Here is a 24,862-nt window from a genome sequence, read left to right on the forward strand (position 1 = left end):
TGCTTCTCGACGGCGCGTTCCGAACCGGCGTGCGTCGCCTCGTGGATGCGCCGCTGGAGATCCGCGAGCTTCCCCGCGGTCGTGTGAATGTCGATCCCTTGGATCTCGTGACGCTCTTCCGGCTCGGACATCGGGATGCGGCTCCCTGCCTGCTCAAAAGGGGGGACGGTTACTCGTTCGTAGAGTAGTGGTGGGGCTACCGGTCGGCAGTGCGTCGTTTACCACACCTAGGGTGACTTGCATGACGCCGCAGAACTCATCAGACGACAGCCGTTGGTCCGACCTCGACCGTCCGCCCCTGAACGCCGGCGCGCTGCGACGCGGGCTGGTCCGGGAAGGGGGCCTGTACCGCGACATCGAGGTGGTGCCGCGGACCGGTTCCACCAACTCCGACCTCGTGGCGCGGGCCGCCGCCGGGGATGTCGGGGAGGGGCTGGTGCTGGTCGCGGAGGAGCAGACGGAGGCGCGGGGGCGGCTGGACCGGCGCTGGAGCGCGCCGCCGCGGTCCGGGCTGTTCTTCTCCGTGCTGCTCAGGCCCCGTGAGGTGCCGGTGGAACGGTGGGGGTGGCTGCCGCTGCTGACCGGGGTCGCGGTGGCGACCGGGCTGGCGCGGGCCGCGGGCGTGGACACGGCGCTCAAGTGGCCGAACGACCTGCTGGTGACCGTCGGCGGCGAGGAGCGCAAGGCCGGGGGCATCCTCGCGGAGCGGGCCGGGGACGGCGGGGTCGTCATCGGCGTCGGCATCAACGTCAGCCTGCGGGCGGACGAGCTGCCGGTCCCGCAGGCCGGGTCGCTGGCGCTGGCCGGGGCGGCGGGGACGGACCGCGATCCGCTGCTCCGGGCGGTGCTGCGGGCGCTGGAGGACTGGTACGGGCGGTGGCGGGCGGCCGGGGGCGATCCCTCGGCGTGCGGGTTGCAGGAGACGTACACGGCGGGCTGCGCCACGCTCGGCCGGACGGTCCGGGCCGAGTTGCCCGGCGACCGTTCGGTGGTGGGCGAGGCCGTGGCGCTGGACGGGGACGGGCGGCTGGTCATCGCCACGGGGGAGGGGGTCCAGGAGCCGGTGGGGGCGGGGGACATCGTTCATCTGCGACCCGCGTGACCCTGGCCGGGGGCGGTGCCCCGGCCGGGGGCTTGGCGGGGGCGTGGGGTGCGGGGCCCCGGCCGGGGTTGGCCGGGGCGACGGGTGTGGTGTCTCTGGCGAGGCTCGACCGGGGTCCGGGTGAGGTGAGGTGTCGCTGAGCGGGGGTGGGCCGGGGCCCGGGTGAGGTGAGGTGCGTGCGGTGAGGTGCGTGCGGTGAGGTGTCCGGGTGCGGGTTGTGGGCCGGATGCCTGCGGCGCCTGCGGGGGCGCTTCGGTTCGGGGTGCGTGTCGTGCCTTGGGTGCTGGCGTGGGGTGGGGTGCCTGCGGCGCCTGTACGGGGTGCGTGTCGTGCTTCGGGTGCGGGCGAGGGGTGTGTACCTGCCGTGCGGCGCCTGTGCGTGCGTGTCGTGCTTCGGGTGCGGGCGAGGGGGTGGGGTGCCTGCGGCGCCCGTGCGGGTGGGCGGGGGCGCGCGTCGCGCCTGCGGTGCGTGGGGGGTCGGGGCCGCGCCGGGGGGTGTCCGTCCTCGGAACGGCGCGGAATCGGTCGGCCGCAGAGGTGCTCGTGTTGACGCGCCAACCGCTGCGGGCGGACACCCCCCGACACGTCCCCTTCCCGCCGTGCGCGACCACCCCACCGTCTCGGCGGGCGCCCGCCCCGGCGGACCCCAAGGGACGCGGGGAAGCGCGGGACCGGCCACGGTGAGCCCGCAGTGGGCGACCGGGCCTCACCGTCTCGGCCGCCGCGAGCACGTGGTCGGGGACGGTGGGACACCCCCGACCTGGCCCGTTCCGGTGGTCCCCGTTGTCCCGTCGGCCCAACCCGACGGAGTGAGCTGGCGCACACCTGCCGTAGAGTTGGAGGCCGGTCGATACCTGACCGCGGCAGATCGGAAGGGCAGCAGGCGTGACCGTCGACGACACGGGCTCCGGCGCTGGCGGGGACGGCCGGGTGGATCCCCACGCCCCCGACAACGGCGAGGACCCGCTGGCCCTGCGGCTCGAACAGCTCATCCTGGGTGCCGAGCGCCGTTACACCCCGTTCCAGGCGGCCCGCAGCGCCGGTGTCTCCATGGAGCTGGCGTCCCGGTTCTGGCGGGCCATGGGGTTCGCGGACATAGGGCAGGCCAAGGCCCTCACCGAGGCCGATGTCCTGGCCCTGCGGCGGCTCGCCGGTCTGGTGGAGGCGGGGCTGCTCAGCGAGGCGATGGCGGTGCAGGTGGCCCGGTCCACGGGGCAGACCACCGCCCGGCTGGCCGAGTGGCAGATCGATTCATTCCTGGAGGGGCTGACCGAGCCCCCGGAGCCGGGCATGACCCGCACCGAGGTGACGTACCCGCTGGTCGAGCTGCTGTTGCCGGAGCTCGAGGAGTTCCTGGTCTACGTCTGGCGCCGGCAGCTCGCCGCCGCGACCGGCCGGGTCGTGCAGGCCGCCGACGACGAGGAGATGGTCGACCGGCGGCTCGCCGTCGGCTTCGCCGACCTCGTCGGTTTCACCCGGCTCACCCGCCGGATGGAGGAGGAGGAGCTGGGCGAGCTGGTCGAGGCCTTCGAGACCACCGCCGCCGACCTGGTGGCCGCCCGCGGCGGCCGGCTGATCAAGACCCTCGGTGACGAGGTGCTGTACGCGGCGGACGACGCCGGTCTGGCCGCGGACATCGCGCTGCGCCTGGTGGAGACGCTGGCGAACGACGAGACGATGCCCGAGCTGCGGGTCGGCATGGCCTTCGGCACGGTGACCACCCGGATGGGTGATGTGTTCGGTACGACCGTCAACCTGGCCTCCCGGCTGACCTCGATAGCCCCCCGTGACGCCGTGCTGGTGGACAGCGCCTTCGCCGAGGAGCTGATCCGCACCGGCGAGGCGCCCGTCTCCGAGGCGGAGGCCGCGGCGGCCGAGAAGGAGGGCGAGGAGTCGCCGTCGTACCGCTTCGCCCTGCAGCCGATGTGGCAGCGGCCGGTGCGCGGGCTCGGTGTGGTCGAGCCGTGGCTGCTCAACCGTCGCGAGGGCCGGTCCTCCTAGCCGCCGGATCGCCGGGTACGTCCACGCGGAGGGCGATCAGGGCAGGCACATGCCGACCGGGGCGGGTGGCTCGTCGGGGGCGTGGGGTGAGGCGCCGGCGATAGTGCGGTGGGGGTGACGGGCGGGGTGGCCGGTGCGGGGGCCGCGGCCTCGGTGGTGGGTGCCGGGCGGGGTTCCGCGCGGGGCGGATGCGGGGTGGAGGTCATGCGGGTCAGGGCGAGCAGGGTCGCCGACAGGGTCAGTCCGGGGGTGGTGAGCGGGGGGCCGCGGGGACAGGGCTTGCGGTGGCGGTCGCGGCGTACGCCCGGCGTACTCGCCGGTGTGCGCTCCCCGTCCGCGCCGGACCGTCCAGGTGTCGGCGTCATGGCTGCGCTCCCCGTCGCCCGCGCGCTGTGCGCTGTCACTCGAACGGGCTTAGCCCTCCGGTCTTTTCCCGGATCGGGTACGACTGCGATGATCGGACCCACAGTGAGTTAACCCGCGTTAACCGGAGGGTGTCATGAGCGAGGAGCGGTACGGGGAGTTCGTGCTGGTACGGCGGCACGGGCACGTCGCGGAGCTGGTGCTGGACCGGCCCAAGGCGATGAACGCCGTCTCCACGGAGATGGCCCGCTCCCTCGCGAGCGCGTGCGCCGCGCTGGCCGGCGACCCCGCCGCCCGGGTGGTCGTGCTGACCTCGTCGCACGACCGGGCCTTCTGCGTCGGGGCGGACCTGAAGGAGCGGAACTCCTTCACCGACGCCGACCTGGTCCGGCAGCGGCCGGTGGCACGGGCGGCGTACACCGGGGTGCTGGAGCTGCCGATGCCGACGATCGCCGCGGTGCACGGCTTCGCGCTGGGCGGCGGTTTCGAACTGGCGCTCTCCTGCGACCTGATCGTGGCCGACCGTACGGCCGTGCTGGGGCTGCCGGAGGTGTCCGTGGGCGTGATCCCGGGCGGCGGGGGCACGCAGCTGCTGCCCCGGCGGGTCGGGGCCGCGCGGGCTGCCGAGCTGATCTTCTCGGCCCGGCGGGTGGAGGCCGGGGAGGCCGCCGGGCTGGGACTGGTGGACCGCTTGGTGGAGCAGGGCCGGGACCGGGAGGAGGCGCTGGCGCTCGGGGAGCGGATCGCCGGGAACTCGCCGGTGGGGCTGCGGGCCGCCAAGCGGGCGCTGCGGCTGGGGCACGGGATGGATCTGCGGGCCGGGCTGGAGGTCGAGGACGCGGCCTGGCGCTCGGTGGCCTTCTCGGGGGACCGCGCGGAGGGCGTGGCCGCCTTCAACGAGAAGCGCAAGCCGGAGTGGCCGGGGGAGTAGGGGTCCTGGGCGTCCGTGGCCCGGGGTCGTGTCGTCCACCTGTTCGCCGCCCCGATATCCCTTATATCGGTATTACTACCTAACCTGGAGTAATGGGTGAGGACAAGCGGCTGGCCGCGGTCGTGGCGCTGGCGCAGGGCATGGCGGCGGCGCACACCCCCCGGGAGTGCTGGCAGGCCGCCGCCCTCGGCGCCTGTCACGCGCTGGACGGCGGTTTCGCCGCGCTGTCGGTCTGGGAGCGCGAGCTGGGCCGGCTCCGGGTCCTCGTGAACGTGGGGGACCGCGCCCCGGACGAGGAGGAGTTCCCGGAGGCCGAGACCTACCCGGTGCACCAGTTCCCGGAGATCACCGAGTTCCTGCACGAGCGGTGGGCCGGCGGTGGGGGGCCCAATGCCTGGGTGGAGACCGCCGAGGGCGCGGCCGCCGGCACCCCCGGGTACTTCCACCAGCGGGTCACGGCCCTGCGCCGCCGGGGGCGCGGGTGCTGTGTCGTCGCCCCCGTCGTGCTGCACGGCCGGGCCTGGGGCGAGCTGTACGTGGCCCGCCCGGCCGGTGCCCCGGTGTTCGCGCGGGCCGACTCCGACTTCGCCACCGTGCTCGCCGCCGTCGTCGCCGCGGGGATCGCGCAGACCGAGCGGCTGGAGGAGGCCCGCCGGCTCGCGTACACCGACGCCCTCACCGGCCTGGCCAACCGGCGGGCCGTGGACGTGTGCCTGGAGGAGGCCGTCGAGCGGCACCGCGCGGACGGCGCGGTGGTCAGCCTGGTCGTGTGCGACCTCAACGGGCTCAAGCGGGTCAACGACACGCTGGGGCACGCCGTCGGCGACCGGCTGCTGGAGCGTTTCGGCTCGGTGCTGTCGCTGTGCGGCGCGATGGTGCCGGGCGCGCTGGTGGCGCGGCTCGGCGGGGACGAGTTTTGTTTGGTTGCGGTGGGGTCGCCCGCCGACGACGTGGTGAAGGCGGCGGACGAGCTGTGCCGCCGGGCCGGGGAACTGGAGCCGGGCGAGGGGGTCGCGTGCGGGGTCGCCTCGACCGCGGAGGCGATCGGCGAGGTGCGCGACGCCCGGCGGCTGTTCCGGCTCGCGGACGCCGCCCAGTACCGGGCGAAGGCGCTGCGCCTGGACCGGCCGGTGGTGGCCGGCCGGGAGGGGCCCGGCGATCCGGTCGTCCGGCTGGCCGACGAACCACCGCCCTCGCGCGCCGAGCGGCGCCGGTTCCGCGGGCGCCGGCCGTGAGGCGAAACCCACACCCTGAGGTAAGGGGTGACTGCGGTGCCCACTAGTGACACCGCCGCATTCAATGCGTACGCTCCTGAATATGGATATGCACACTGTGGTGGTGGGGACGTCCGGGGTCACGGCGTCCGACGTTCTCGCCGTGGCGCGCGGCGGTGCCCGCATCGAGCTGTCGGCGGAGGCGGTGGCGGCCCTCGCCGCGGCCCGGGAGATCGTGGACGCGCTGGCGGCCAAGCCCGACCCGGTCTACGGCGTCTCCACCGGCTTCGGTGCCCTGGCGACCCGGCACATCAGCCCGGAGCTGCGCGCCCAGCTGCAGCGCAACATCGTCCGCTCGCACGCGGCCGGCATGGGCCCCCGGGTGGAGCGCGAGGTCGTACGGGCCCTGATGTTCCTGCGGCTGAAGACCGTCTGCTCCGGACACACCGGGGTGCGGCCCGAGGTCGCGCAGACCATGGCCGACGTGCTGAACGCCGGGATCACCCCGGTCGTGCACGAGTACGGTTCCCTGGGCTGCTCCGGCGACCTGGCCCCGCTGTCGCACTGCGCGCTCACCCTCATGGGCGAAGGGGAGGCGGAGGGCCCCGACGGGCGCGTCCGGCCCGCCGGCGAGCTGCTCGCCGAGCACGGCATCCGGCCCGTCGAACTGCGCGAGAAGGAGGGCCTCGCCCTGCTCAACGGCACCGACGGCATGCTCGGCATGCTGATCATGGCCCTCGCCGACCTGGACACCCTCTACAAGTCCGCCGACGTCACCGCCGCGCTCACCCTGGAGGCCCTGCTCGGCAGCGACAGGGTCCTCGCGCCCGAGCTGCACGCCATCCGCCCCCACCCGGGGCAGGGCGCCAGCGCCGCCAACATGCTCGCCGTGCTGAAGGGCTCGGGGCTCACCGGGCACCACCAGGACGACGCCCCGCGCGTCCAGGACGCCTACTCGGTGCGCTGCGCCCCGCAGGTCGCCGGCGCCGGACGCGACACGGTCGCGCACGCCCGCCTGGTCGCCGAGCGGGAGCTGGCCTCCGCCGTGGACAACCCGGTGGTCCTGCCCGACGGGAGGGTGGAGTCCAACGGCAACTTCCACGGCGCGCCCGTGGCCTACGTCCTGGACTTCCTCGCCATCGCCGCCGCCGACCTCGGCTCCATCGCCGAGCGGCGCACCGACCGGCTGCTGGACCGCAACCGCAGCCACGGCTTGCCGCCGTTCCTCGCCGACGACGCCGGTGTGGACTCCGGGCTGATGATCGCCCAGTACACGCAGGCCGCGCTGGTCAGCGAGCTGAAGCGGCTCGCCGTACCGGCCTCCGCGGACTCCATCCCGTCCTCCGCCATGCAGGAGGACCACGTCTCCATGGGCTGGTCGGCCGCGCGCAAGCTGCGCACCGCCGTGGACAACCTCACCCGGGTCATCGCCATCGAGCTGTACGCGGCCACCCGCGCCGTCGAACTGCGCGAGGACCTCACCCCGGCGCCCGCCACCCGGGCCGTGATCGAGGCCGTGCGCGCCGCGGGGGTCCAGGGCCCGGGCCCGGACCGGTTCCTGGCACCCGACCTGGCCGCCGCCGACGCCTTCGTGCGCGGCGGCGAGCTGGTGACGGCCGTGGAGAAGGTCACCGGCCCGCTCCAGTGAACGAGGGCGGGGCCCCGCACCCGGTCCGGGCCCCGCCCTGTTCCTGGCGGACCGTCACGCGGGACGGATCAGAAGCCCAGGCGCTCGCGGCGCACCGAGTACACGACGAAGCCGGCGCCCACGCCGAGGAACAGGCTCCCGCCGATGACGTACGGGGTGGTGTCGAAGCCGCCCGTGTCGGCCAGTTCGGCCTCCTCGGCCGCCCGGTCCGTGCCGGTGGCGGGCGCCGACACCGCCGTGACGTGCGCGACCTGTGTGACCCGCGCGGGCGTCGAGACGGTCGCCGTCCCGCTCTCCTGGGTGGTCTGCGAGGCGTTCGCGGACGGGACGAACCACAGTGCGCACAGGAGGGCGGCCGCGGCGGCGGCGGTCAGCAACGGGCGGCGAGCGGATGACACGGAATATCGATCCCCTTGTGACGCTGGCGAATTGGCCGTGTGGGGCGATGTTAGTGAAAGGCGCGGGTCACAGGAAAGTCACGGGAGGTTTCGGCCGTACGCTCGCGCCATGAGCGCAGAAGAGACATCACGTTTTGTGCGGCTTCGGGTGGAGCTGGTGCTGGAGGTGCAGGACGAGGGCGCGGTGACCAAGGCCGCGCTGCGCCGTCTCGCCGGGGACGACGCGCTGCCGCAGGCGGAGCGCGCGCACGCCGAGTCCGCTGTGACGGAGGACACCGCGGAGGCCCTGGCCTATCTCGTGGACCCGTTCGACCTGGTCGGCGAGGTGCCCGGGGTGGAACTCCAGCAGGCGTCCTGGTCCAGCGAGCGCGTCGACTACGACCCCGATTCGCCCGAGTGGGACCTGGACGAGGATGATGAGGAGGACGACGAGGAAGAGGACGGCATCGGCTGAGCGTCCCGGGGCACTCATGATCCCGGACGGCACCCGCCGTCCGGGGTTTTCGTCGTCCCAGGGGACGCACGGCCCGGCGTCCGGCACCACCCGCGACGCGCCGCGCGCCGCGGACGTGGGATGCCCCACAGATCCACGGGGCGGGAACGGGACGAACCGGCCGTAGCGTTGATGGTTCCAGACGGGGGACTCTCGGGGTTTTCGCGACTCGGCAACGATGGAGAAGCTTGTGATGACGGACAGTAAGCGGCGCGGGCGCCTGACGGCCGCTTCCGCTCTGCTCGGCGGTGTGCTGGTGCTCACGGCCTGTTCCGGCGGCGACGCCGACGCCTCGGGCGGCGGCAGCGGCGACACCTCGCAGGCCACGGTCGACGAGGCGGCGGCCAAGAAGTCCTCCGAGGCGCAGATCACGATCACGCCCAAGGACGGCTCCGCCAACGCGTCGATCAACAACTCCGCCGCCGTCACGGTGAGCAAGGGCACCCTCACCGGTGTCACCATGACCACCCAGGACGGCAAGTCCGTCACCGGGCAGCTGTCCGCCGACAAGAGGAGCTGGAAGCCCAGCACCCCGCTGGAGCGGTCCACCACCTACAAGGTCGCCGCGGAGGCCAAGGACTCGGACGGCCGCATAGCCCACGAGAACGCCTCCTTCACCACGGTCTCCCCGGCCAACAGCTTCATCGGCACCTTCACCCCGGACAACGGCTCCACGGTCGGCGTCGGCATGCCCGTGTCGATCAACTTCGACAAGGCGATCACCAACAAGGCGGCCGTGCAGAAGGGCATCACGGTCAGCTCCACCAGCGGCCAGGAGATCGCCTGCCACTGGTTCAACGCCAACCGCATGGACTGCCGTCCCCAGGACTACTGGAAGGAAGGCTCCACCGTCACCCTGAAGCTGGCGCTCGACGGCGTCCAGGGCGCGAACGGCGTCTACGGCGTCCAGCAGAAGACGGTCACCTTCCACATCGGCCGCAACCAGGTCTCCTACGTCGACGCGCAGACCAAGCAGATGAAGGTCACGCAGGACGGCAAGGTCGTCAAGACCATCCCGATCTCCGCCGGCTCCCCCGACAACAAGACGTACGAGGGCCGGATGGTGGTCTCCGAGAAGTTCCAGCAGACCCGCATGAACGGCGCGACGGTCGGCTTCACGGACGACGACGGCAAGGGCGAGTACGACATCAAGGACGTGCCGCACGCCATGCGCCTGACCACCTCGGGCACCTTCATCCACGGCAACTACTGGGGCGCGCCGTCGGTGTTCGGCAGCGCGAACACCAGCCACGGCTGTGTCGGCCTGCAGGACGCGAAGGGCGCGAAGGACCCGAGCACGCCGGCGGCCTGGTTCTACAACCACACGCTGATCGGTGACGTCGTGGTCGTCCAGCACACCGGCGACAAGACGGTCTCGCCGGACAACGGACTCAACGGCTGGAACATGGACTGGGCGCAGTGGAAGGCCGGTTCGGCGGTCTGACGCCTCCTCGGCCCAAGCTCTCGACAGCCCAGCACACGATGCCGCTCCTTAGGGGGCGGCATCGTCGTCGGTAGCCATAACACCCTTTGGTTCCAAGGGACTTCGCGATCGTGTAACGGTGTTCCGGAGGGCGCGTAACAGTTTCCCGTCGTGCTTTCTCACCGTTCTCTCATCTATTGAGCCGCGAGATCACCCCCCGGCATACTTCGTGACCCGGGGGGTTGACGCGTGATTGTGCGGGTCCGCCCCCGGCCGGGTGAACGGGGAATTCGCCCGGTACCTCGTCTCCAGGGGGAGAACTTGCGCGTACAAGTGAAAAGAGCGGCCGCGGCCACCGTGGCAACGGCCGCCGCAGTCGCCCTCGCAGCGGGTATGACCAGCCCCGCGTCGGCGAAGCCCGCCCGCGCCACCGCGGGCGCCTCCGCGCTCACCGCCAAGCACCACGTCACCCTGATCACCGGTGACCGCGTCACCCTCGACGCCAAGGGCCGCGTCGTCGGCCTGGAGCGGGGCAAGGGCCGCGAGCACATACCCTTCCAGGTCCGCAAGGCGGCCGGACACACGCTGGTGATACCCGCCGACGCGGCCCGCCTGGTCGCCTCCGGCACGCTGGACCAGCGCCTGTTCGACGTCACCGAGCTGAACAAGGCCGCCACCCGCAAGGCCCAGAAGAACGGCCTGAAGGTCATCGTCGGCTACCGCGGCACCGCGGGCGCAGCCAAGGCCGAGGTGCGCGACGCGGGCACCCTGCGCCGCAGCCTGAAGACGCTCAACGCGGACGCCGTGCAGACCCCGGTCGAGGACACCGCCGCGCTGTGGGACGCCGTCACCAACGGCGGCCGGACCGCCTCCGGCATCGCGCACGTCTGGCTCGACGGGGTGCGCAAGGCCAGCCTCGACAAGTCCGTGCCGCAGATCGGCGCCCCCACCGCGTGGAAGGCCGGCTACACCGGCAAGGGCGTCAAGGTCGCCGTCCTGGACACCGGCGTGGACACCACCCACGCGGACCTGAAGGGCCAGGTGGTCGAGTCCAAGAACTTCACCACCACCGCCGCCGACGCCACCGACCACTTCGGCCACGGCACGCACGTCGCCTCCATCGTGGCGGGCACCGGCGCCAAGTCGGGTGGCAAGTACAAGGGTGTGGCCCCGGACGCCAAGCTCCTCAACGGCAAGGTCCTGGACGACTCCGGGTTCGGCGACGACTCCGGCATCCTCGCCGGCATGGAGTGGGCGGCCGGCCAGGGCGCCGACGTCATCAACCTCAGCCTCGGCGGCTACGACACTCCCGAGATCGACCCGCTCGAGGCCGAGGTCAACAAGCTCTCCGCCGAGAAGGGCGTCCTGTTCGCGATCGCCGCGGGCAACGAGGGTCCCCAGTCGGTCGGTTCGCCGGGCAGCGCGGACGCCGCGCTCACCGTCGGCGCCGTCGACGACAAGGACAAGCTGGCGGACTTCTCCTCCACCGGCCCGCGCAACGGCGACGGCGCCATCAAGCCGGACGTCACCGCGCCGGGCGTCGACATCACCGCCGCCGCGGCCCCGGGCAGCGTCATCGACAAGGAGGTCGGCGAGAAGCCCGCGGGCTACCTGACCATCTCCGGCACCTCGATGGCCACCCCGCACGTCGCGGGCGCCGCGGCCATCCTGAAGCAGGAACACCCCGACTGGGGCTACACCGAGCTCAAGGGCGCCCTGACCGGCTCCGCGAAGGGCGGCAAGTACACCCCCTTCGAGCAGGGCTCCGGCCGCATCCAGGTCGACAAGGCCATCGGCCAGTCGGTCGTCGCCGACCCGGTCTCGCTGAGCTTCGGCGTCCAGCAGTGGCCGCACACCGACGACACCCCGGTCACCAAGAAGCTGACGTACCGCAACCTCGGCGACAAGGACGTCACCCTCGCCCTGACCAGCTCCGCCCTCGACCCCAAGGGCGCGGCGGCCCCGGCCGGCTTCTTCAAGCTCGGCGCGGACCAGGTCACCGTCCCCGCGCACGGCACGGCCACGGTCGACCTCACCGCCGACACCAGGCTGGGCGGCACCGTCGACGGCGCCTACTCCGCCTACGTCACGGCGACGGGCGACGGCCAGACCGTCCGCACGGCCGCCGCGGTGCAGCGCGAGGTGGAGTCCTACGACGTCACGCTGAAGTTCATCGGCCGCGACGGCAAGCCGGCGCCGAACTACGACGCCGACCTCACCGGCGTGGCCGGCCTGGCCAACGGCGCCTGGATGAACCCGTACGACAAGTCCGGCACGGTGAAGGTGCGCGCGCCCAAGGGCACGTACATCCTCAACACCGCCGTCTACGTCGACCCGAAGAACGCCGCCAAGGGCATCGACTGGATCGCGCAGCCGAAGCTGACCATCGGCAAGAAGCAGACGATCACCGTCGACGCGCGCAAGGCCAAGCCGGTGGACATCACCGTCCCGGCCTCGGGCCTCAAGTCCCAGTTCGCCGCGCCCGAGTTCGACGTCACGATCGGTGACGGCGAGTACGGCTACGGCTGGTTCCTGGACACGTACAAGGGCTTCCGCACCGCCCACCTGGGCGCGCAGCTGCCCGCCGGCACGCTGCGCCAGCAGTGGGACGCCCACTGGACCAAGGGCGCGGCCGAGGAGTACGACGTCACCTCGGGCGGCCAGGTCAAGCAGCTCGCCACCGGCTACACCCGGCACTACAAGGCCGGTGACCTCGCCACGGTGAAGGTCGGCCTGGGTGCGGCGGCCCGCGGCAAGAAGGGCTCCGTCGACGCCATCGGCTGGCTGCCCGGCAACTCCGGCGCCTCCTCCATCAGCATCCAGCAGAACCTGCCCGGCACCCGCACCCTGCACCTGTCCGCCACGGGCGGCGTGCGCTGGGGCCTGGAGTTCGCCCAGTACGGCGGGGTGGACAAGGAGGGCTTCCCGGTCGTCGACGCCGCGTACTCGCTCGGCGAGTCCACCTTCAAGGGCGGCAAGAGCTACACCAAGAAGGCCAACACCGCGGTCTTCGGCCCGCATGTGAACAAGCAGTACGGCCTCTTCCGGGAAGGCAACGAGATCATCGGCGCGCTGCCGCTGTTCGCCGACTCGGCGGGCAACGCCGGGTACTCGGCCTACACCTCGGCGGTCACCACCCTGTACCGCAACGGCACCAAGGTCGGCAGCAACGACGACCCGCTGTACGGCAACAAGACCTTCAAGGTCCCGGCCGGTGACGCGGCGTACAAGCTGACCACCTCGGTCAAGCGGTCCGCGAAGGTGTCCGAGGCGTCCAGCCGGATCGACGCGACCTGGACCTTCCGCTCCAAGAAGCCGTCGGACGACTTCGTCCAGCTGCCCGTCTCCGCCCCGCGCTTCGGTGCCGCCACCGGCCTCGACAGCCGGGTCGCGGCGGGCAAGAAGGCCACCTTCCCGGTCACCGTGGAGGGCGCCGCCGCCGGCGGCAACCTGAAGTCCCTCACCGTCTACGTCTCCTACGACGGCAAGAACTTCAAGAAGACCACCGTCAAGAACGGCAAGATCACCGTGAAGAACCCGGCGAAGAACAAGGCCGTCTCGTTCCGCGCCAAGATCACCGACAAGAAGGGCAACACGTCGGAGGTCACGATCTACAACGCGTACTTCGGCAAGTGACCCCTCACTAGCCCGGCAGTCCGCACGAACGGCCCGCAGCAGGCACCCGCCCGCCGCGGGCCGTTCGCCCCTTCCCGCCCCGGCGCCACGCCGAGCGGCAACGGGCCGAGAGGCCGGGCGGGAAGGACACAGACGGCTGTCCGAGGAGAGGCGCGGTGCCTGTACGGCCATGAACCGGGCCTCGCGGCAGTTCCACACCCTGCGGATCCCGGACGCCTCCCGCTCCGTCAACGAGGTCCTCGCCCGCACCGGCGCCGTCGTCGAACGCATCGACCGGGACCTGGCCGGGGAGGGCGAGAGCGCCGCGGCCGCCCTGCTGTCCCTGAAGGACGCCGCGCCGCGCCTCACGGCGATGCGCCGGCTGATGCGGGCGGACCTCGGCGTCGGCGATCAGGCCGGGGACACCGCCCGGGTCGCGTCCGTGCCCCAGCTCGCCAGGAGGCGCAGGGACTCGGCGGTGGGGGAGTCCGGCTCGGCGTGGTAGGTGATCAGGGACTGGTCCGAGCCGTCCGTCAGGCGGAAGCTCTCGAAGTTCAGCGCGAGGTCGCCCACCAGGGGATGGTGCAGGTGCTTGACGCCATGACTCTTCTCCTTGACGTCGTGCGTGGCCCACAGCCGGCGGAACTCCTCGCTCTTCACCGACAACTCGCCCACCAGCGCCGACAGCTTCGGATCGTCCGGATGGCAGCCCGCGTCCATGCGCAGCGCGCACACGATGTCGATCGCCTTCTGCTCCCAGTCGACGAACAGCTCCCGGTACTCCGGGCGGAGGAACACCAGCCGGGCCCAGTTCCGCTCGGCCGCCGGCAGTTCGCCCCAGTCACCGAAGAGGGCCGCCGCCATACGGTTCCAGGCGAGGATCTCCGCACGCCGGCCCACGATGTACGCCGGCACGCTCTCCATGGTCCCCAGCAGCTGCCGCAGCGCCGGACGCACCTGCTGCTGACGCGCCCCTTGCTTCTTCTTCAGCGCCTTCGGCTTGGCCAGATGCGTCAGATGGGCGTGCTCGGCGTCCGACAGCCGCAGGGCCCGCGCGATCGCGTCCAGCACCTCCGCCGACACGTTGCGGCCATTGCCCTGCTCGAGCCGGGTGTAGTACGCCACCGACACCCCGGCCAGCTGCGCCAGCTCCTCCCGGCGCAGCCCCGGCACCCGGCGGTGCCGTCCGAAGCCGGACAGCCCCACGTCCTCGGGCTTGAGCCGGGCCCGCCGGCTGCGCAGGAACTCGCTCAGCTCCGCCCGCCGGTCCAGGGTCCGGCCGGAGAGAGCTGTCGTGTCCGGCTGTTCGTCCCTGCTGTCCATGCGTCCAGTATTCCTGGTCGTACGCCTGCGAGCCTGATATCGCTGGTGGTAGGCACAGCGGTCGTACGCAAAAGCGTGGTCTGGGTACGCGGCCGGACACGGGGCAGGCTGGATGCCGTGCCCGGCACCAAGAAGGCCGGGCGCGAGACCGACCGCTAGGAGAACCCCGGCATGACCACCGTTGCCGCATACGCCGCACCCGCCGCGAAGGCCCCGCTGGAGCGCACGACCATCGAGCGCCGCGCGGTCGGCGAGTCCGACGTCCTGATCGACATCAAGTTCGCCGGTATCTGCCACTCCGACATCCACCAGGCCCGCGAGGGCTGGGGCGAGGCGCTCTTTCCGATGGTCCCCGGCCACGAGATCGCCGGCGTCGTGTCGGAGGTCGGCCCCGGTGTGACGAAGTTCAAGGTGGGCGACCGGGTGGGCGTCGGCTGCCTGGTCGACTCCTGCCGCGAGTGCGAGAACTGCCGCGCCGGACAGGAGCAGTACTGCCTGAACGGGAGCATCGGCCCCACGTACAACGCCATCGGCCGCGACGGCACGCCCAACTACGGCGGCTACTCGCAGAAGATCGTCGTCGACGAGAACTACGTCGTCCGCATCCCCGACGGGCTGCCGCTCGACGCGGCCGCGCCGCTGCTGTGCGCCGGCATCACCACGTACTCCCCGCTGAAGCGCTGGAACGCCGGTCCCGGCAAGAAGGTCGCGATCCTCGGCATGGGCGGCCTCGGCCACATGGCCGTGAAGATCGCGCACGCGCTCGGCGCCGAGGTGACCGTGCTGTCGCAGTCCCTGCGCAAGAAGGAGGACGGCCTCAAGCTGGGCGCCGACCACTACTACGCCACCAGCGACCCGAAGACCTTCGAGGAGCTGCGCGGCACGTTCGACCTGATCGTGTCCACCGTGTCGGCCCCGCTGGACTTCAACGCCTACCTGTCGCTGCTGAAGACGGAGGGCGCGCTGGTGAACGTGGGCGCCCCCGAGGAGCCGGTCTCCCTCAACCTCTTCTCGGTGATCGGCGGCGGCAAGACCCTCGCGGGCTCCATGATCGGCGGCATCCGCGAGACCCAGGAGATGCTGGACTTCTGCGCGGAGCACGGCATCGGCGCCGAGACAGAGCTGATCGCCGCGTCCGAGATAAACGAGGCGTACGAGCGGGTGCTGGCCAGTGACGTCCGCTACCGCTTCGTGATCGACACGGCGACGATCTGACCCGCGGTCCGCGTGCCGTAGACCCACCGGGCCGTGATCCTGCCGGGCCGTGGTCCTTCCTGGGCCACGGCCCGGAGCGGGCGCTTCTCGGCGCCTACTCCAGCGCGAAGCCCTCGCCGGCGCCGTAGGAGCGTACGATCACGTCTCCCCCGGCGCCGGGCCGTACGACGTGGGCCCCTCCGGCACCGGACACCCAGGCCTCGTCGTCACGGACCGTGAGCAGCGTGTTCTCGTCCACGGCGACCCCGTACGGCACCTGCCGCCGCCCGACCGCCGCGACCAGCCGGGCCAGCGTGCCCCACTGGGCGGCGTGCACGTCCACCGCGAACGGCACCAGGCCGAGCCCGGCCCGGACCTCGACCTCCGCCAGATCCTCGCCGGTCTCCTCCGGGCACACCGGGACGCCGTCGACCAGCCAGCCGCCGACCACGGCCCGCCGCGCGGCGACGGCGGCACCGGCGGAGAAGCCCGCGTAGGGCAGCCCGCGCTCGGCCAGCAGCCCCGGCAGCCGCTCCAGACACTCCGCGAGCGCCGCCTGGTACGCGGGCGTGAGCCCCCCGCACACCAGCAGCCCGTCGATCCCGTCCAGCGCGGCCTCCGGCTCGAACCGGCCACCGAGCGGCACGAGCAGCGGCACCGGCACACAGGCCGGCCCGGCCTTGCGCAGCGCCCCCGCGTACCGCTCGAACTGCGCCGGCCCGTCCCCCTCGTCGAGGATCAGACACCCGATCCGCCGCTCGCCGCGCACCTCCCGCAGAAACGGTGCGTACACGTCGGCGCGGTTCCAGCCGCCCCCGATCAGGAACGTACGACTGCCCATGCCCTCCCCTTCGCTCCCAGTTGGCACGAGGGGCGAATCTATGGCGCACGGACCGACGCCGTCGCCTCATTTACGCCAGTGGCCCGTACGCCAGTGGCCCGGAAGGGCCCGTCGCGGGAGTGCGGCTCAGCCGTTCGCCCGGGCCAGGCCGACCGGGCAGGACACGCCCGTGCCGCCCAGGCCGCAGTAGCCCGCCGGGTTCTTGTCCAGGTACTGCTGGTGGTAGGCCTCGGCCGGGTAGAAGGGGCGGCCCTCGGCGGGGAGGATCTCCGTGGTGATCGTGCCGTAGCCGGAGGAGGTCAGGACCTTCTGGTAGGCGTCGCGGGAGGCCTCCGCCGCGGCGGCCTGCTCGGGGGAGTGGGTGTAGATCGCCGAACGGTACTGGGTCCCCACGTCGTTGCCCTGGCGGAAGCCCTGCGTCGGGTCGTGCGACTCCCAGAAGGTCTTCAGCAGGGCGTCGTACGAGATCCGCCGCGGGTCGTAGACCACCCGGACCGCCTCCGTGTGACCGGTCAGGCCCGAGCAGACCTCCTCGTACGTCGGGTTCTCGGTGTAACCGCCCTGGTAACCGACCAGGGTCGTGAACACGCCCTCCGGGAGCTGCCAGAACTTGCGCTCGGCGCCCCAGAAGCAGCCCAGGCCGAAGTCGGCGGTCTCCAGGCCCTCGGGGTAGGGGCCGAGCAGCGTGGTGCCGAGGACGGTGTGGCGTTCCGGGACCGCGTAGGCGAGCGTGGGGCGGCCCTTGAGCGCCTGCTCGGGGGTGGGCAGCTGGGGCGTGCGGCCGAAGAGCATCGGGTCTCCCTGTCGGTCGGGGATGGGCGCCGGCCGCCTCGGCGGCGCCGGCACCCCGTACAACGTCCCGCGGGCCCCCGGGCATTCCGGTCAGACGCCGGCCGCCACCGTCTCCTCCGCCAGCCCGACCGCCGTGTTGCGGACCTGGCAGTAGTAGTCGGCCATGTCGCCCCGGTAGCGCCACGGCAGCGCGTTCACATGCCCGTCGACCAGCCTGAACTGCTCCAGCGCCGCCTCGTTGCGGCCCTGGAGGTGCAGGTAGTACGCCAGCAGGTGGCGCACTTCCGGCAGCCTCGGGTGGGCCGGGTCGGCCGCCGCCGCGTCGGCGAGCGCCGCCTCGACCCGGGCCCGCATCTCCGGCGTGTTGTCGGCCTCGGTGTCGTCCGACTCGTCGTGCTCGAAGTGCGCGATCAGCGGCAGCGCGGTCAGCAGGCTGCCCAGCGGCGCGCCGGCCGCCGCCCGCTCGGCGAACTCGCGGGCCAGCCGCTCCGAGCCGCGCCACTTCGCGCACCAGTACTGGAGCGCCGAGAAGTGCGCCTCGTAGTGGTGCGGCGCGCGGCGGGTGACCTCCGCCCACAGCTCGTCCATGCGGGCGTTCGGGTAGCCGAGGCCCAGCGCCACCCAGATCTCCGCGACGAACGGGGTCGGGTCGTCGGGGTTCAGCGCCGCCGCCCGCGCCACCTCCTCGCGGGCGGAGGCCAGCGTGCGGCGGAAGCCCTCGAACTGCTCCTGGGTCGTGTACTTCGCCTTCTTCCCGCCCCGGATCTTCCAGGCCAGGCTCACCGTGCTGCGCGCGCGGACCACGGCCGCGTCCGGGTCGTCGGGCCGGGCGGCCTCCCAGGCCAGCAGCCACGCGTCCTCCTCGGCCGCGCGGTCGGCCAGCAGGAAGGCGAGCGCCGAGCGGCGCTCCCAGTCCCGGCCGATCTCCGCGAGCAGGTCGGCGGCGGGCCGCCAGTCACCGCCGCGCACGGCGGCCAGCGCGGCCGTCCACCGCTGCGGCAGCGGTGCGGCCAGCTCGGTGTTCTGCCGCTCGGCGGGCAGCAGGCCGAGCCTCCCGGCGGCCTCGGCCGCCCGTGTCGCCTCGGCATCGGTGTCGCCGTCGTCGTCGTCGGGGCTCGGCGAGAAGAGTTCCTTCAGGAACACCCAGAGCAGCCACAGCAGGAAGATCGCCGTGGGGACGGCCAGGATGCCGAGGAACCAGAGGAGGACGGTCATGCGGGTCGGTCCGTTCGTTTCGGTGAGGGCGTGGGGCCAGTGGGGCCTGTGGGTCCAGTGGGAGGCCCGTGGGGTCCATAGGGGCGTGGGGGTCCGACACCCGTGGGTGGGGCTGGTCAGACGTGCTGGATCACCGGCGGCAGCAGCGCGCGCAGCCGCCCGGTGTCGGGACGGTCGGCGACCGCCGCGTCGAGGGCCGCGTCCAGCTCGGCCTCGGGGCTGTCGTCCCGCGGCCGCGTGTCCCAGCCGGGCAGCCGTACCGTCGCCGGGCCGGTCCAGGAGAACTCCCAGCGCAGCAGCGAACGGGCGCTGAACTCGGCCAGCACCATCGTGCGCAGCGAGCGGCGCAGCGCGGGCCGCACGAACTCACGGAACGCCCGCCCCTTCGCGGCCGCCGCCTCGTCCGACAGCGGCAGCCGCTCCGCCAGCCGCCACAGCCGGCCGTCGTCGATGGCGTCCAGCAGCGCGGACAGCGTCGCCGGCCGACCGGTGTACGCGGTCAGCGCCCGGTGCAGCGGGGTCCGGGCGGTGGACAGGCCCGCGGCCATCGAGGCGTTCAGCAGCTCCTCCCATCCGGTGGCGCGCGGGCAGGCGAGCAGCTCGTCCTGGAGGACCGCGTCCTCCAGCGCGCCCAGCGTGCGCTCCGGGTCGGTCAGCAGCGCCGGCGCCGACGCCTCGGACTCGCCGGCGCGGCCGTCGGCGGGCAGCGCCTCGATCCGGCGGACCCGGTCGGCGATCGGCGGGTGGGAGTCGTACGGCCCCGCGGGCATCTCGCGCAGCCTCGCGCGCGGGCCCGCCGGGTCCGGCTCCCGGGCGGCCAGCAGCCGGCCGAAGCCGCCGAAGAACTCGCCGCGCGGCGGCAGCAGCCCGGCGGGCAGGCCCAGTGTGGCGTAGGAGTCCAGGTAGAGGGCGTGGGAGGCGGTCAGGGCCGGGATCCGGCGCAGCGCCGCCGCGGTCGCGTCCCGGCCGGCGAGCCGGGCGGCGGTCAGGTCGGCGGCGTACTCCTGTTCGCGTGCGGTGGACAGGGAGGCGCGCAGGCAGAGCTTGCCGTAGGCGGTGTAGATCCGTGCCATCGTCCGGTACGTGGCGCCGACGCCGGTGGTGTCGATCTCCCTGGCGGTCTTGCCCTTGGCGGCCCGCTTGGCGGAGGCCCGCTCCTGCCGGGCCCGGTCGGCGGCCACCTTGCCGTCCGCCTTGGCGTGGAACTGCATGATGACCCGGCCGATCTGCACCCGCCCGCGCACGACGAGCGCGGACAGCCGGGTGTCGCCGCCGGTGAAGTGTCCGAACTCATGGCCGAGTACGGAGCGCAGCTGGGCCTCGGTCAGGCCGGTCAGCAGCGGCATGCCGAGCGTGAGGCGGCGCGGGCCGGGCAGCAGGCCCAGCAGCCTCGGTTCCTCGCTGACGGACGCGTTGACCTCGCCGGTGAGCAGGATCCGTTCGGGGGCGCGGGTGCCGGCCGCCGCGGCCAGCTCGCGGACCAGCGCCCACAGCCGGGGTTCGTCGGTGTCGGTGACCGGGAGGCCGGGTGGGTCCTCGCCCTTCGGGGTGCGCAGCATCAGCATGCCGCGCACGACGGGGACGGCCAGCACCACGGTGACGAAGCCGACCTTCGCCGTGAGCAGGCCGTGTCCCTGGCTGAACACGAGGACGTCGACGCCGGCCAGCACGGCGAGCAGGACGAGGCTCAGCAGATAGAAGCCGAGCAGCAGCACGAGAGCGCGCAGTGCGCGCAGTGTTGCGCCCATCGGGCAGATCCCCCCACAGGACCCCGGAAAAGGGACATGACGAAGCGGCGGAAAAGGACATGGCGAGTGCACCGGGCCGACGGCCGGTCGGTGCGGGTGATGCGGTGTGGGGGGAAGCGGAGTATGCCCTACCGCAGGTCAGAAGGGCAATGTCAGGAACGCGTAAGGACGCCGGCCCCGTCAGCCGGGCAGTCCCGCCGGGCTGCCGCCGTTGGCCTCGTAGCCCGCCACCGCCAGTGCGCGGTGGACGGCGAACGCGGCGGCCGGGTCGTCGGACAGGCTCCACGGCAGCGCGCCCACGTGCCCGTCGACGTGTACGAGCTGGTCCATGGCCTCCGCCCAGCGCTCGGCGCGGACCAGGAAGAAGACCAGCAGGTGCCGGACGTGGGGGAGGACGGGGTCGTCCGGGTCGGCGGCGTGCACCGCGTGCAGCGCGCCGTGCATCGCTTTGGCGACGACCTCGGACTGGTAGAAACTCGCGACCAGGGTCACCTCCGGGAGGTGCTCGAACACCGCGAACAGCGGCAGCGCGGCGAGCAGCGATCCCTGCGGGGCGCGCGCCGCCGCACTCTCGGCGAAGGCGTACGCCTGCTCACGCGAGCCGTGCCACTTCTCGCACCAGTAGTGCAGCGCGGCCAGGTGCGCGCCCATGTGATACGGGGCACGGTCGAGGACCTTGGCCCACAGCTGCTCGAACTCGGCGGGCGGACAGCCCAGCCCGCGCGCGATGGACAGCTCTGTGACGTACGGCACCGGGTCGCCGGGGGCCAGCAGGGCGGCCTCCGCGCAGGTCGTGCGGGCCTCCTCCATGATGATCCGGAACTCGTCCGTGCCCGGCGTCGCCGTCCGCCAGGCCTGCTGGACCAGGAACTCGGCGTGGACGGCGGCGCCGCCCGCGTCCTTGGGCTTCTCGGTCCGCCACACCCGCAGCCACTGGCCGCCCGGCACCTCGTGCACCCCGCCGGGCCGCTCCCGCAGCTCCAGCGCGGCGGCGCCGGCGAAGGCCTGCACCCGCTGCCAGCGCAGCTCGCCCTCGGCCCCGGTGCCGGCCAGCAGCTGGGCGGCGGCCCGGTAGTCCTGGGTGCGCTGCACCAGCTCCAGGGTTCTGAGCAGGTCCTCGTCGGGCCCGGGCAGGCGTACGTCCAGCTCCTCCTCGCGCAGGAAGCCGTAGGCCGCCGGGTCGGCGGCGTCCGGGTGTCCCGCCGGAACCCGCTGGATCCCGCCGCGCCCGCGCCGCAGCACCGGGAGCAGGACGAGGCTCAGCACGAGCAGGGCCATCAGCAGCCAGAGAATCGCCATGTGCCAAGCGAACCAGACCCCGCCGTCACATGGCGAACCCCGCCGCGAACCTGTGGAAAACTCCCGATCAGAGCATGACAATTTCCGTACCGCGCAGGGCAGCAAGCCCGGTCAGACCGTGACAGCAACATTGCAGAACACGGTGAACACCTCTCGCCCGGCGTCAGGAACCGGCCGGGCGCATTACGCTCGATGCACATGAGCGACAGGCACATCAGCGACCACTTCGAGACCCTCGCGATCCACGCGGGCAACACCGCGGATCCCCTCACCGGCGCGGTCGTCCCGCCGATCTACCAGGTGTCGACCTACAAGCAGGACGGCGTCGGCGGGCTGCGCGGCGGCTACGAGTACAGCCGCAGCGCCAACCCGACCCGGACCGCCCTGGAGGAGAACCTCGCCGCGCTGGACGGCGGTCGCCGCGGCCTCGCCTTCGCGTCCGGCCTGGCGGCCGAGGACACGCTGCTGCGTACGCTCCTCGGCCCCGGTGACCACGTGGTGATCCCGGACGACGCCTACGGCGGCACCTTCCGGCTCTTCGCCAAGGTGGCCACCCGGTGGGGCGTCGAGTGGTCCGTCGCCGACACCTCCGACCCGGCCGCCGTACGGGCCGCGATCACCCCGAAGACCAAGGCGGTCTGGGTGGAGACCCCCTCCAACCCGCTGCTCGGCATCACCGACATCGCCGCCGTCGCCCAGGTCGCCCAGGACGCGGGCGTGAAGCTCGTCGTCGACAACACCTTCGCCACGCCCTACCTCCAGCAGCCGCTGGCGCTCGGCGCGGACGTCGTCGTGTACTCGCTCACGAAGTACATGGGCGGCCACTCGGACGTGGTCGGCGGTGCGCTGGTCGTCGCCGACGAGGCGCTGGGCGAGGAGCTGGCCTACCACCAGAACGCCATGGGCGCGGTGGCCGGCCCGTTCGACTCCTGGCTGGTGCTGCGCGGCACCAAGACCCTCGCGGTGCGCATGGACCGGCACGGCGAGAACGCCACGAAGGTGGCCGACATGCTGACCCGGCACCCGCGAGTGACGCAGGTGTACTACCCGGGCCTGCCCGACCACCCCGGCCACGAGGTCGCCGCCAAGCAGATGAGGTCGTTCGGCGGCATGGTGTCGTTCCGTGTCGCGGGCGGCGAGGAGGCCGCGCTCGAGGTGTGCGCCCGTACCAAGGTGTTCACCCTCGGCGAGTCCCTCGGCGGCGTCGAGTCCCTGATCGAGCACCCCGGTCGCATGACGCACGCCTCGGTGGCCGGCTCCCAGCTGGAGGTCCCCGCCGACCTGGTGCGCCTGTCCGTCGGCATCGAGAACGTCGACGACCTGCTGGAGGACATCAAGCAGGCCCTCGGCTAGCAGCCGAGGTCACCAGCCGGTGACCGGTGGAGTCGTCTGCGAGGGCGGCTCCGCCCAGGGGCGCGCGTCGGCCGCCCACACGGCGAAGGCGAGGACCGCCGCGCACGCCAGCAGCCACAGCGCCCGGCGCGCGAGCCGCCGGCGCCGCAGCAGCCGCTCCCCGCGGCGCACCGCGTCCCCGTACAGCTCCGGCGGCACCGGCGTCCCGGCCCGCTCCATCACCGCCCGCACAGCGGCCTCCCGCTCCCCGCGCCTCACCCCGCCCTCCGGCAAGGGCGGGGCGGGGGCGCGGCATCGACTGGGGGTCCGGGGTGCGGCGCGGCATCGACTGGGGGTTCAGGGTGCGGCGCGGCACCGCCGGTGAGCCTGAGCGGCGGCACGGTCGTGCCCACGGGTCCAGGCAGCGGCGCGGCGGCGCCGTCCGTGGGCCCGGGGAGTCGCGCGGCGCCGCTCGCGGGGATCCTCGCCGTCACGCACGCGCGCGCGGAGTGGTGGTTCGCCCTTCCGGCCGTGTGTTCCGTGCCCCACGCACCGGCCGTGTGTTCCGTGCCCCAGGCCGGGGTGCGTCGCCCCTTCGGGCTGAGGAAACGTTCATGGGCGCGCGCGCCCCGCACACCCCGGCCGGGCAGGCCTTGGCGGTGGTGGCCGGCTCCCTCGGCGTGGGGGCGGCTCATGAGGGGGCCGCCTTGGGGGCCGGCCGGGCGGGGTGCAGCACGGTGGCCGCCGCGCGGTCGCACAGGGTGTGGACGCGTTCCGCGGGCAGGCCGAGCAGCGCCGCCGTCCGTTCCTCGGCCACGCCCTCGTAGAGCCGCAGGACGAGGACCAGCCGTTCCCGCGGGGAGAGGGCGGCGAGCGGACCGCGCGGACCGGGCCGGGCGCGACCGAAAGCGCCGTGCCAGGTGGTGTGCGTGAAGCGGGTGGCGAGATGCCGGCGGGCACAGTCGTACGGGTCGTCGCCGCGCAGCCGGTCCCAGCGCGCGTAGGTGTGGGCCAGTGCCAGCGTCAGCAGGTGCCGCGCGCGCGGATTGGCGTCCGGTGCCTCGGCGGTGAGCAGCGTGGCCGCGTGCAGCAGGCGCCCCGCCGCGCCCGCGACGAACTGTTCGAACTCCCGGGCCCGGCGCGCACCGCGGGCCGGCTGCCGATCCTGCACCGCGCCTCCCCCCGACGGGGTCCTCGTGCGGACCCGGTCCCATATCAAGCCAGGGGCGGCCCGGGGTCAAGATGCGGGACCCCGCCGGCGGCTCAGGAGGCCGGACGCTGCTCCGCGGCCGGAACGCCCTGCACCGTCATCCGCGCGGAGAGCGCGTGGTTGAAGCGGGTCAGGAGCGTGCAGAACTGCTCGCGCTCCTCCGGGGCCCAGTCGTGTGTCAGCTCGGCCATGAGCTGACGCCTCGACGAGCGCACCTCCTCCAGCCGGGCGGCGCCGCGCGGCGACAGCTGGAGCACCACCGCCCGCCCGTCCTCCGGGTGCGAGGTGCGCTTGACCAGGCCGGTGTCGACCAGGGGTGCCACCTGCCGGGTGACCGTGGAGGAATCGATGCCCATGCTCGCCGCGAGCGCCTTGACCCCCATCGGGCCTTCCTTGTCGAGGCGGTTGAGCAGCAGATACGCGGCACGGTCCATGGAGTTGCGCACCTGGCCTACGCCGCCGAGCCGTGTCTGCTCGGCACGGCGGGCGAACACCGCCACCTCGTGCTGAAGGGTGTCGAGAAGACCGGTGTCACCGACGGTCGTCATGTCCATCGACATTCCTGGTGTTGTGGGCATGGCCGGAGGCTCACTTCATGAGGGCTGCTGGGTTGGGGGACAGGGTACGCGGCCCGGGGCCGGGCCGTACCGGCGCTGTGCGAACCGGTCTCGCAGCTTGGTCACACCCGTCGTGCGCAAACGTGAACTGCGATGCTGGTGA

21 protein-coding genes are annotated in these 24,862 nt (G+C 73.0%); 11 read left to right on the top strand and 10 right to left on the bottom strand.

All coding sequences use genetic code 11. From position 1 onward, the window contains the following. Positions 1-241: 241 nt before the first annotated feature. From AB0E62_RS23720 to hutH, 5 genes are all read left to right on the top strand, one after another. Complete coding sequence (locus AB0E62_RS23720; RefSeq protein ID WP_362197161.1) at positions 242-1,102, top strand: biotin--[acetyl-CoA-carboxylase] ligase; 861 nt, start codon at positions 242-244, stop codon at positions 1,100-1,102. 885 nt (positions 1,103-1,987) lie between these two features. Continuing rightward, positions 1,988-3,103, top strand: a complete 1,116-nt coding sequence (locus tag AB0E62_RS23725; RefSeq protein WP_362197164.1) for an adenylate/guanylate cyclase domain-containing protein — start codon at positions 1,988-1,990, stop codon at positions 3,101-3,103. A gap of 499 nt (positions 3,104-3,602) precedes the next feature. Continuing rightward, positions 3,603-4,397 (top strand): enoyl-CoA hydratase-related protein, encoded by a 795-nt coding sequence (locus AB0E62_RS23730; protein WP_362197167.1) that lies wholly within the window; start codon positions 3,603-3,605, stop codon positions 4,395-4,397. A gap of 92 nt (positions 4,398-4,489) precedes the next feature. Then, positions 4,490-5,632: a GGDEF domain-containing protein gene (locus AB0E62_RS23735; protein WP_362197170.1), complete on the top strand. Its 1,143-nt coding sequence runs from the start codon at positions 4,490-4,492 to the stop codon at positions 5,630-5,632. An 88-nt stretch (positions 5,633-5,720) separates the two neighbouring features. Then, positions 5,721-7,259, top strand: coding sequence for a histidine ammonia-lyase (gene hutH / locus AB0E62_RS23740; protein WP_362197526.1), 1,539 nt, complete (start codon positions 5,721-5,723; stop codon positions 7,257-7,259). 68 nt (positions 7,260-7,327) lie between these two features. Here the strand turns inward: hutH and AB0E62_RS23745 are convergent, their stop codons facing one another. Beyond that, positions 7,328-7,657, bottom strand: a complete 330-nt coding sequence (locus AB0E62_RS23745; protein ID WP_362197173.1) for a hypothetical protein — start codon at positions 7,655-7,657, stop codon at positions 7,328-7,330. 109 nt (positions 7,658-7,766) lie between these two features. Between AB0E62_RS23745 and AB0E62_RS23750 the strand changes: the two genes are divergently transcribed. From AB0E62_RS23750 to AB0E62_RS23765, 4 genes are all read left to right on the top strand, one after another. Further along, positions 7,767-8,111, top strand: coding sequence for a hypothetical protein (locus AB0E62_RS23750; protein ID WP_362197176.1), 345 nt, complete (start codon positions 7,767-7,769; stop codon positions 8,109-8,111). A gap of 232 nt (positions 8,112-8,343) precedes the next feature. After that, entirely contained in the window at positions 8,344-9,594 is a 1,251-nt protein-coding gene (locus AB0E62_RS23755) for an Ig-like domain-containing protein (RefSeq protein ID WP_362197179.1), read from the top strand. A 372-nt stretch (positions 9,595-9,966) separates the two neighbouring features. Beyond that, the gene (locus AB0E62_RS23760) at positions 9,967-13,209 is read left to right on the top strand and encodes a S8 family serine peptidase (protein ID WP_362197182.1); all 3,243 of its coding nucleotides are present in this window, start codon (positions 9,967-9,969) and stop codon (positions 13,207-13,209) included. A 169-nt stretch (positions 13,210-13,378) separates the two neighbouring features. Next, positions 13,379-13,693, top strand: coding sequence for a hypothetical protein (locus AB0E62_RS23765; protein WP_362197185.1), 315 nt, complete (start codon positions 13,379-13,381; stop codon positions 13,691-13,693). Here the strand turns inward: AB0E62_RS23765 and AB0E62_RS23770 are convergent. Then, a complete protein-coding gene (locus AB0E62_RS23770) occupies positions 13,600-14,511 on the bottom strand; it encodes a helix-turn-helix transcriptional regulator (RefSeq protein ID WP_362197188.1) in 912 nt (303 codons plus the stop codon). The genes AB0E62_RS23765 and AB0E62_RS23770 overlap by 94 nt on opposite strands. Positions 14,512-14,682: 171 nt before the next feature. On the opposite strand from AB0E62_RS23770, the gene AB0E62_RS23775 reads away from it, so the two are divergent. Beyond that, positions 14,683-15,726: an NAD(P)-dependent alcohol dehydrogenase gene (locus AB0E62_RS23775; protein WP_362197191.1), complete on the top strand. Its 1,044-nt coding sequence runs from the start codon at positions 14,683-14,685 to the stop codon at positions 15,724-15,726. A gap of 94 nt (positions 15,727-15,820) precedes the next feature. Here the strand turns inward: AB0E62_RS23775 and AB0E62_RS23780 are convergent, their stop codons facing one another. From AB0E62_RS23780 to AB0E62_RS23800, 5 genes are all read right to left on the bottom strand, one after another. Beyond that, positions 15,821-16,546 (bottom strand): Type 1 glutamine amidotransferase-like domain-containing protein, encoded by a 726-nt coding sequence (locus AB0E62_RS23780; protein WP_362197194.1) that lies wholly within the window; start codon positions 16,544-16,546, stop codon positions 15,821-15,823. Between the two features lie 126 nt (positions 16,547-16,672). Next, positions 16,673-17,338 carry a peptide-methionine (S)-S-oxide reductase MsrA gene (msrA, locus tag AB0E62_RS23785; protein WP_362197197.1) on the bottom strand — a complete coding sequence of 222 codons (666 nt, stop codon included), beginning with the start codon at positions 17,336-17,338 and terminating at the stop codon, positions 16,673-16,675. Between the two features lie 90 nt (positions 17,339-17,428). Then, a complete protein-coding gene (locus AB0E62_RS23790; RefSeq protein WP_362197200.1) occupies positions 17,429-18,553 on the bottom strand; it encodes a hypothetical protein in 1,125 nt (374 codons plus the stop codon). 116 nt (positions 18,554-18,669) lie between these two features. Next, positions 18,670-20,301, bottom strand: a complete 1,632-nt coding sequence (locus AB0E62_RS23795) for a M48 family metalloprotease (protein WP_362197203.1) — start codon at positions 20,299-20,301, stop codon at positions 18,670-18,672. A gap of 180 nt (positions 20,302-20,481) precedes the next feature. Next, positions 20,482-21,600, bottom strand: coding sequence for a hypothetical protein (locus AB0E62_RS23800; RefSeq protein WP_362197206.1), 1,119 nt, complete (start codon positions 21,598-21,600; stop codon positions 20,482-20,484). A gap of 198 nt (positions 21,601-21,798) precedes the next feature. On the opposite strand from AB0E62_RS23800, the gene AB0E62_RS23805 reads away from it, so the two are divergent. After that, positions 21,799-22,953: a cystathionine gamma-synthase gene (locus tag AB0E62_RS23805; protein WP_362197209.1), complete on the top strand. Its 1,155-nt coding sequence runs from the start codon at positions 21,799-21,801 to the stop codon at positions 22,951-22,953. A 9-nt stretch (positions 22,954-22,962) separates the two neighbouring features. Here AB0E62_RS23805 and AB0E62_RS23810 read toward each other — a convergent pair whose 3' ends face one another. The 3 genes from AB0E62_RS23810 to AB0E62_RS23820 form a co-directional block, all read right to left on the bottom strand. Next, positions 22,963-23,211, bottom strand: coding sequence for a hypothetical protein (locus tag AB0E62_RS23810; RefSeq protein WP_362197212.1), 249 nt, complete (start codon positions 23,209-23,211; stop codon positions 22,963-22,965). A gap of 412 nt (positions 23,212-23,623) precedes the next feature. Then, positions 23,624-24,103: a sigma factor-like helix-turn-helix DNA-binding protein gene (locus tag AB0E62_RS23815; RefSeq protein WP_362197215.1), complete on the bottom strand. Its 480-nt coding sequence runs from the start codon at positions 24,101-24,103 to the stop codon at positions 23,624-23,626. A gap of 92 nt (positions 24,104-24,195) precedes the next feature. Continuing rightward, positions 24,196-24,702: a MarR family transcriptional regulator gene (locus tag AB0E62_RS23820; protein WP_362197529.1), complete on the bottom strand. Its 507-nt coding sequence runs from the start codon at positions 24,700-24,702 to the stop codon at positions 24,196-24,198. Positions 24,703-24,862: the final 160 nt, after the last annotated feature.

This window comes from Streptomyces sp. NPDC038707 (assembly GCF_040636485.1).
Taxonomy (GTDB): Bacteria; Actinomycetota; Actinomycetes; order Streptomycetales; family Streptomycetaceae; genus Streptomyces.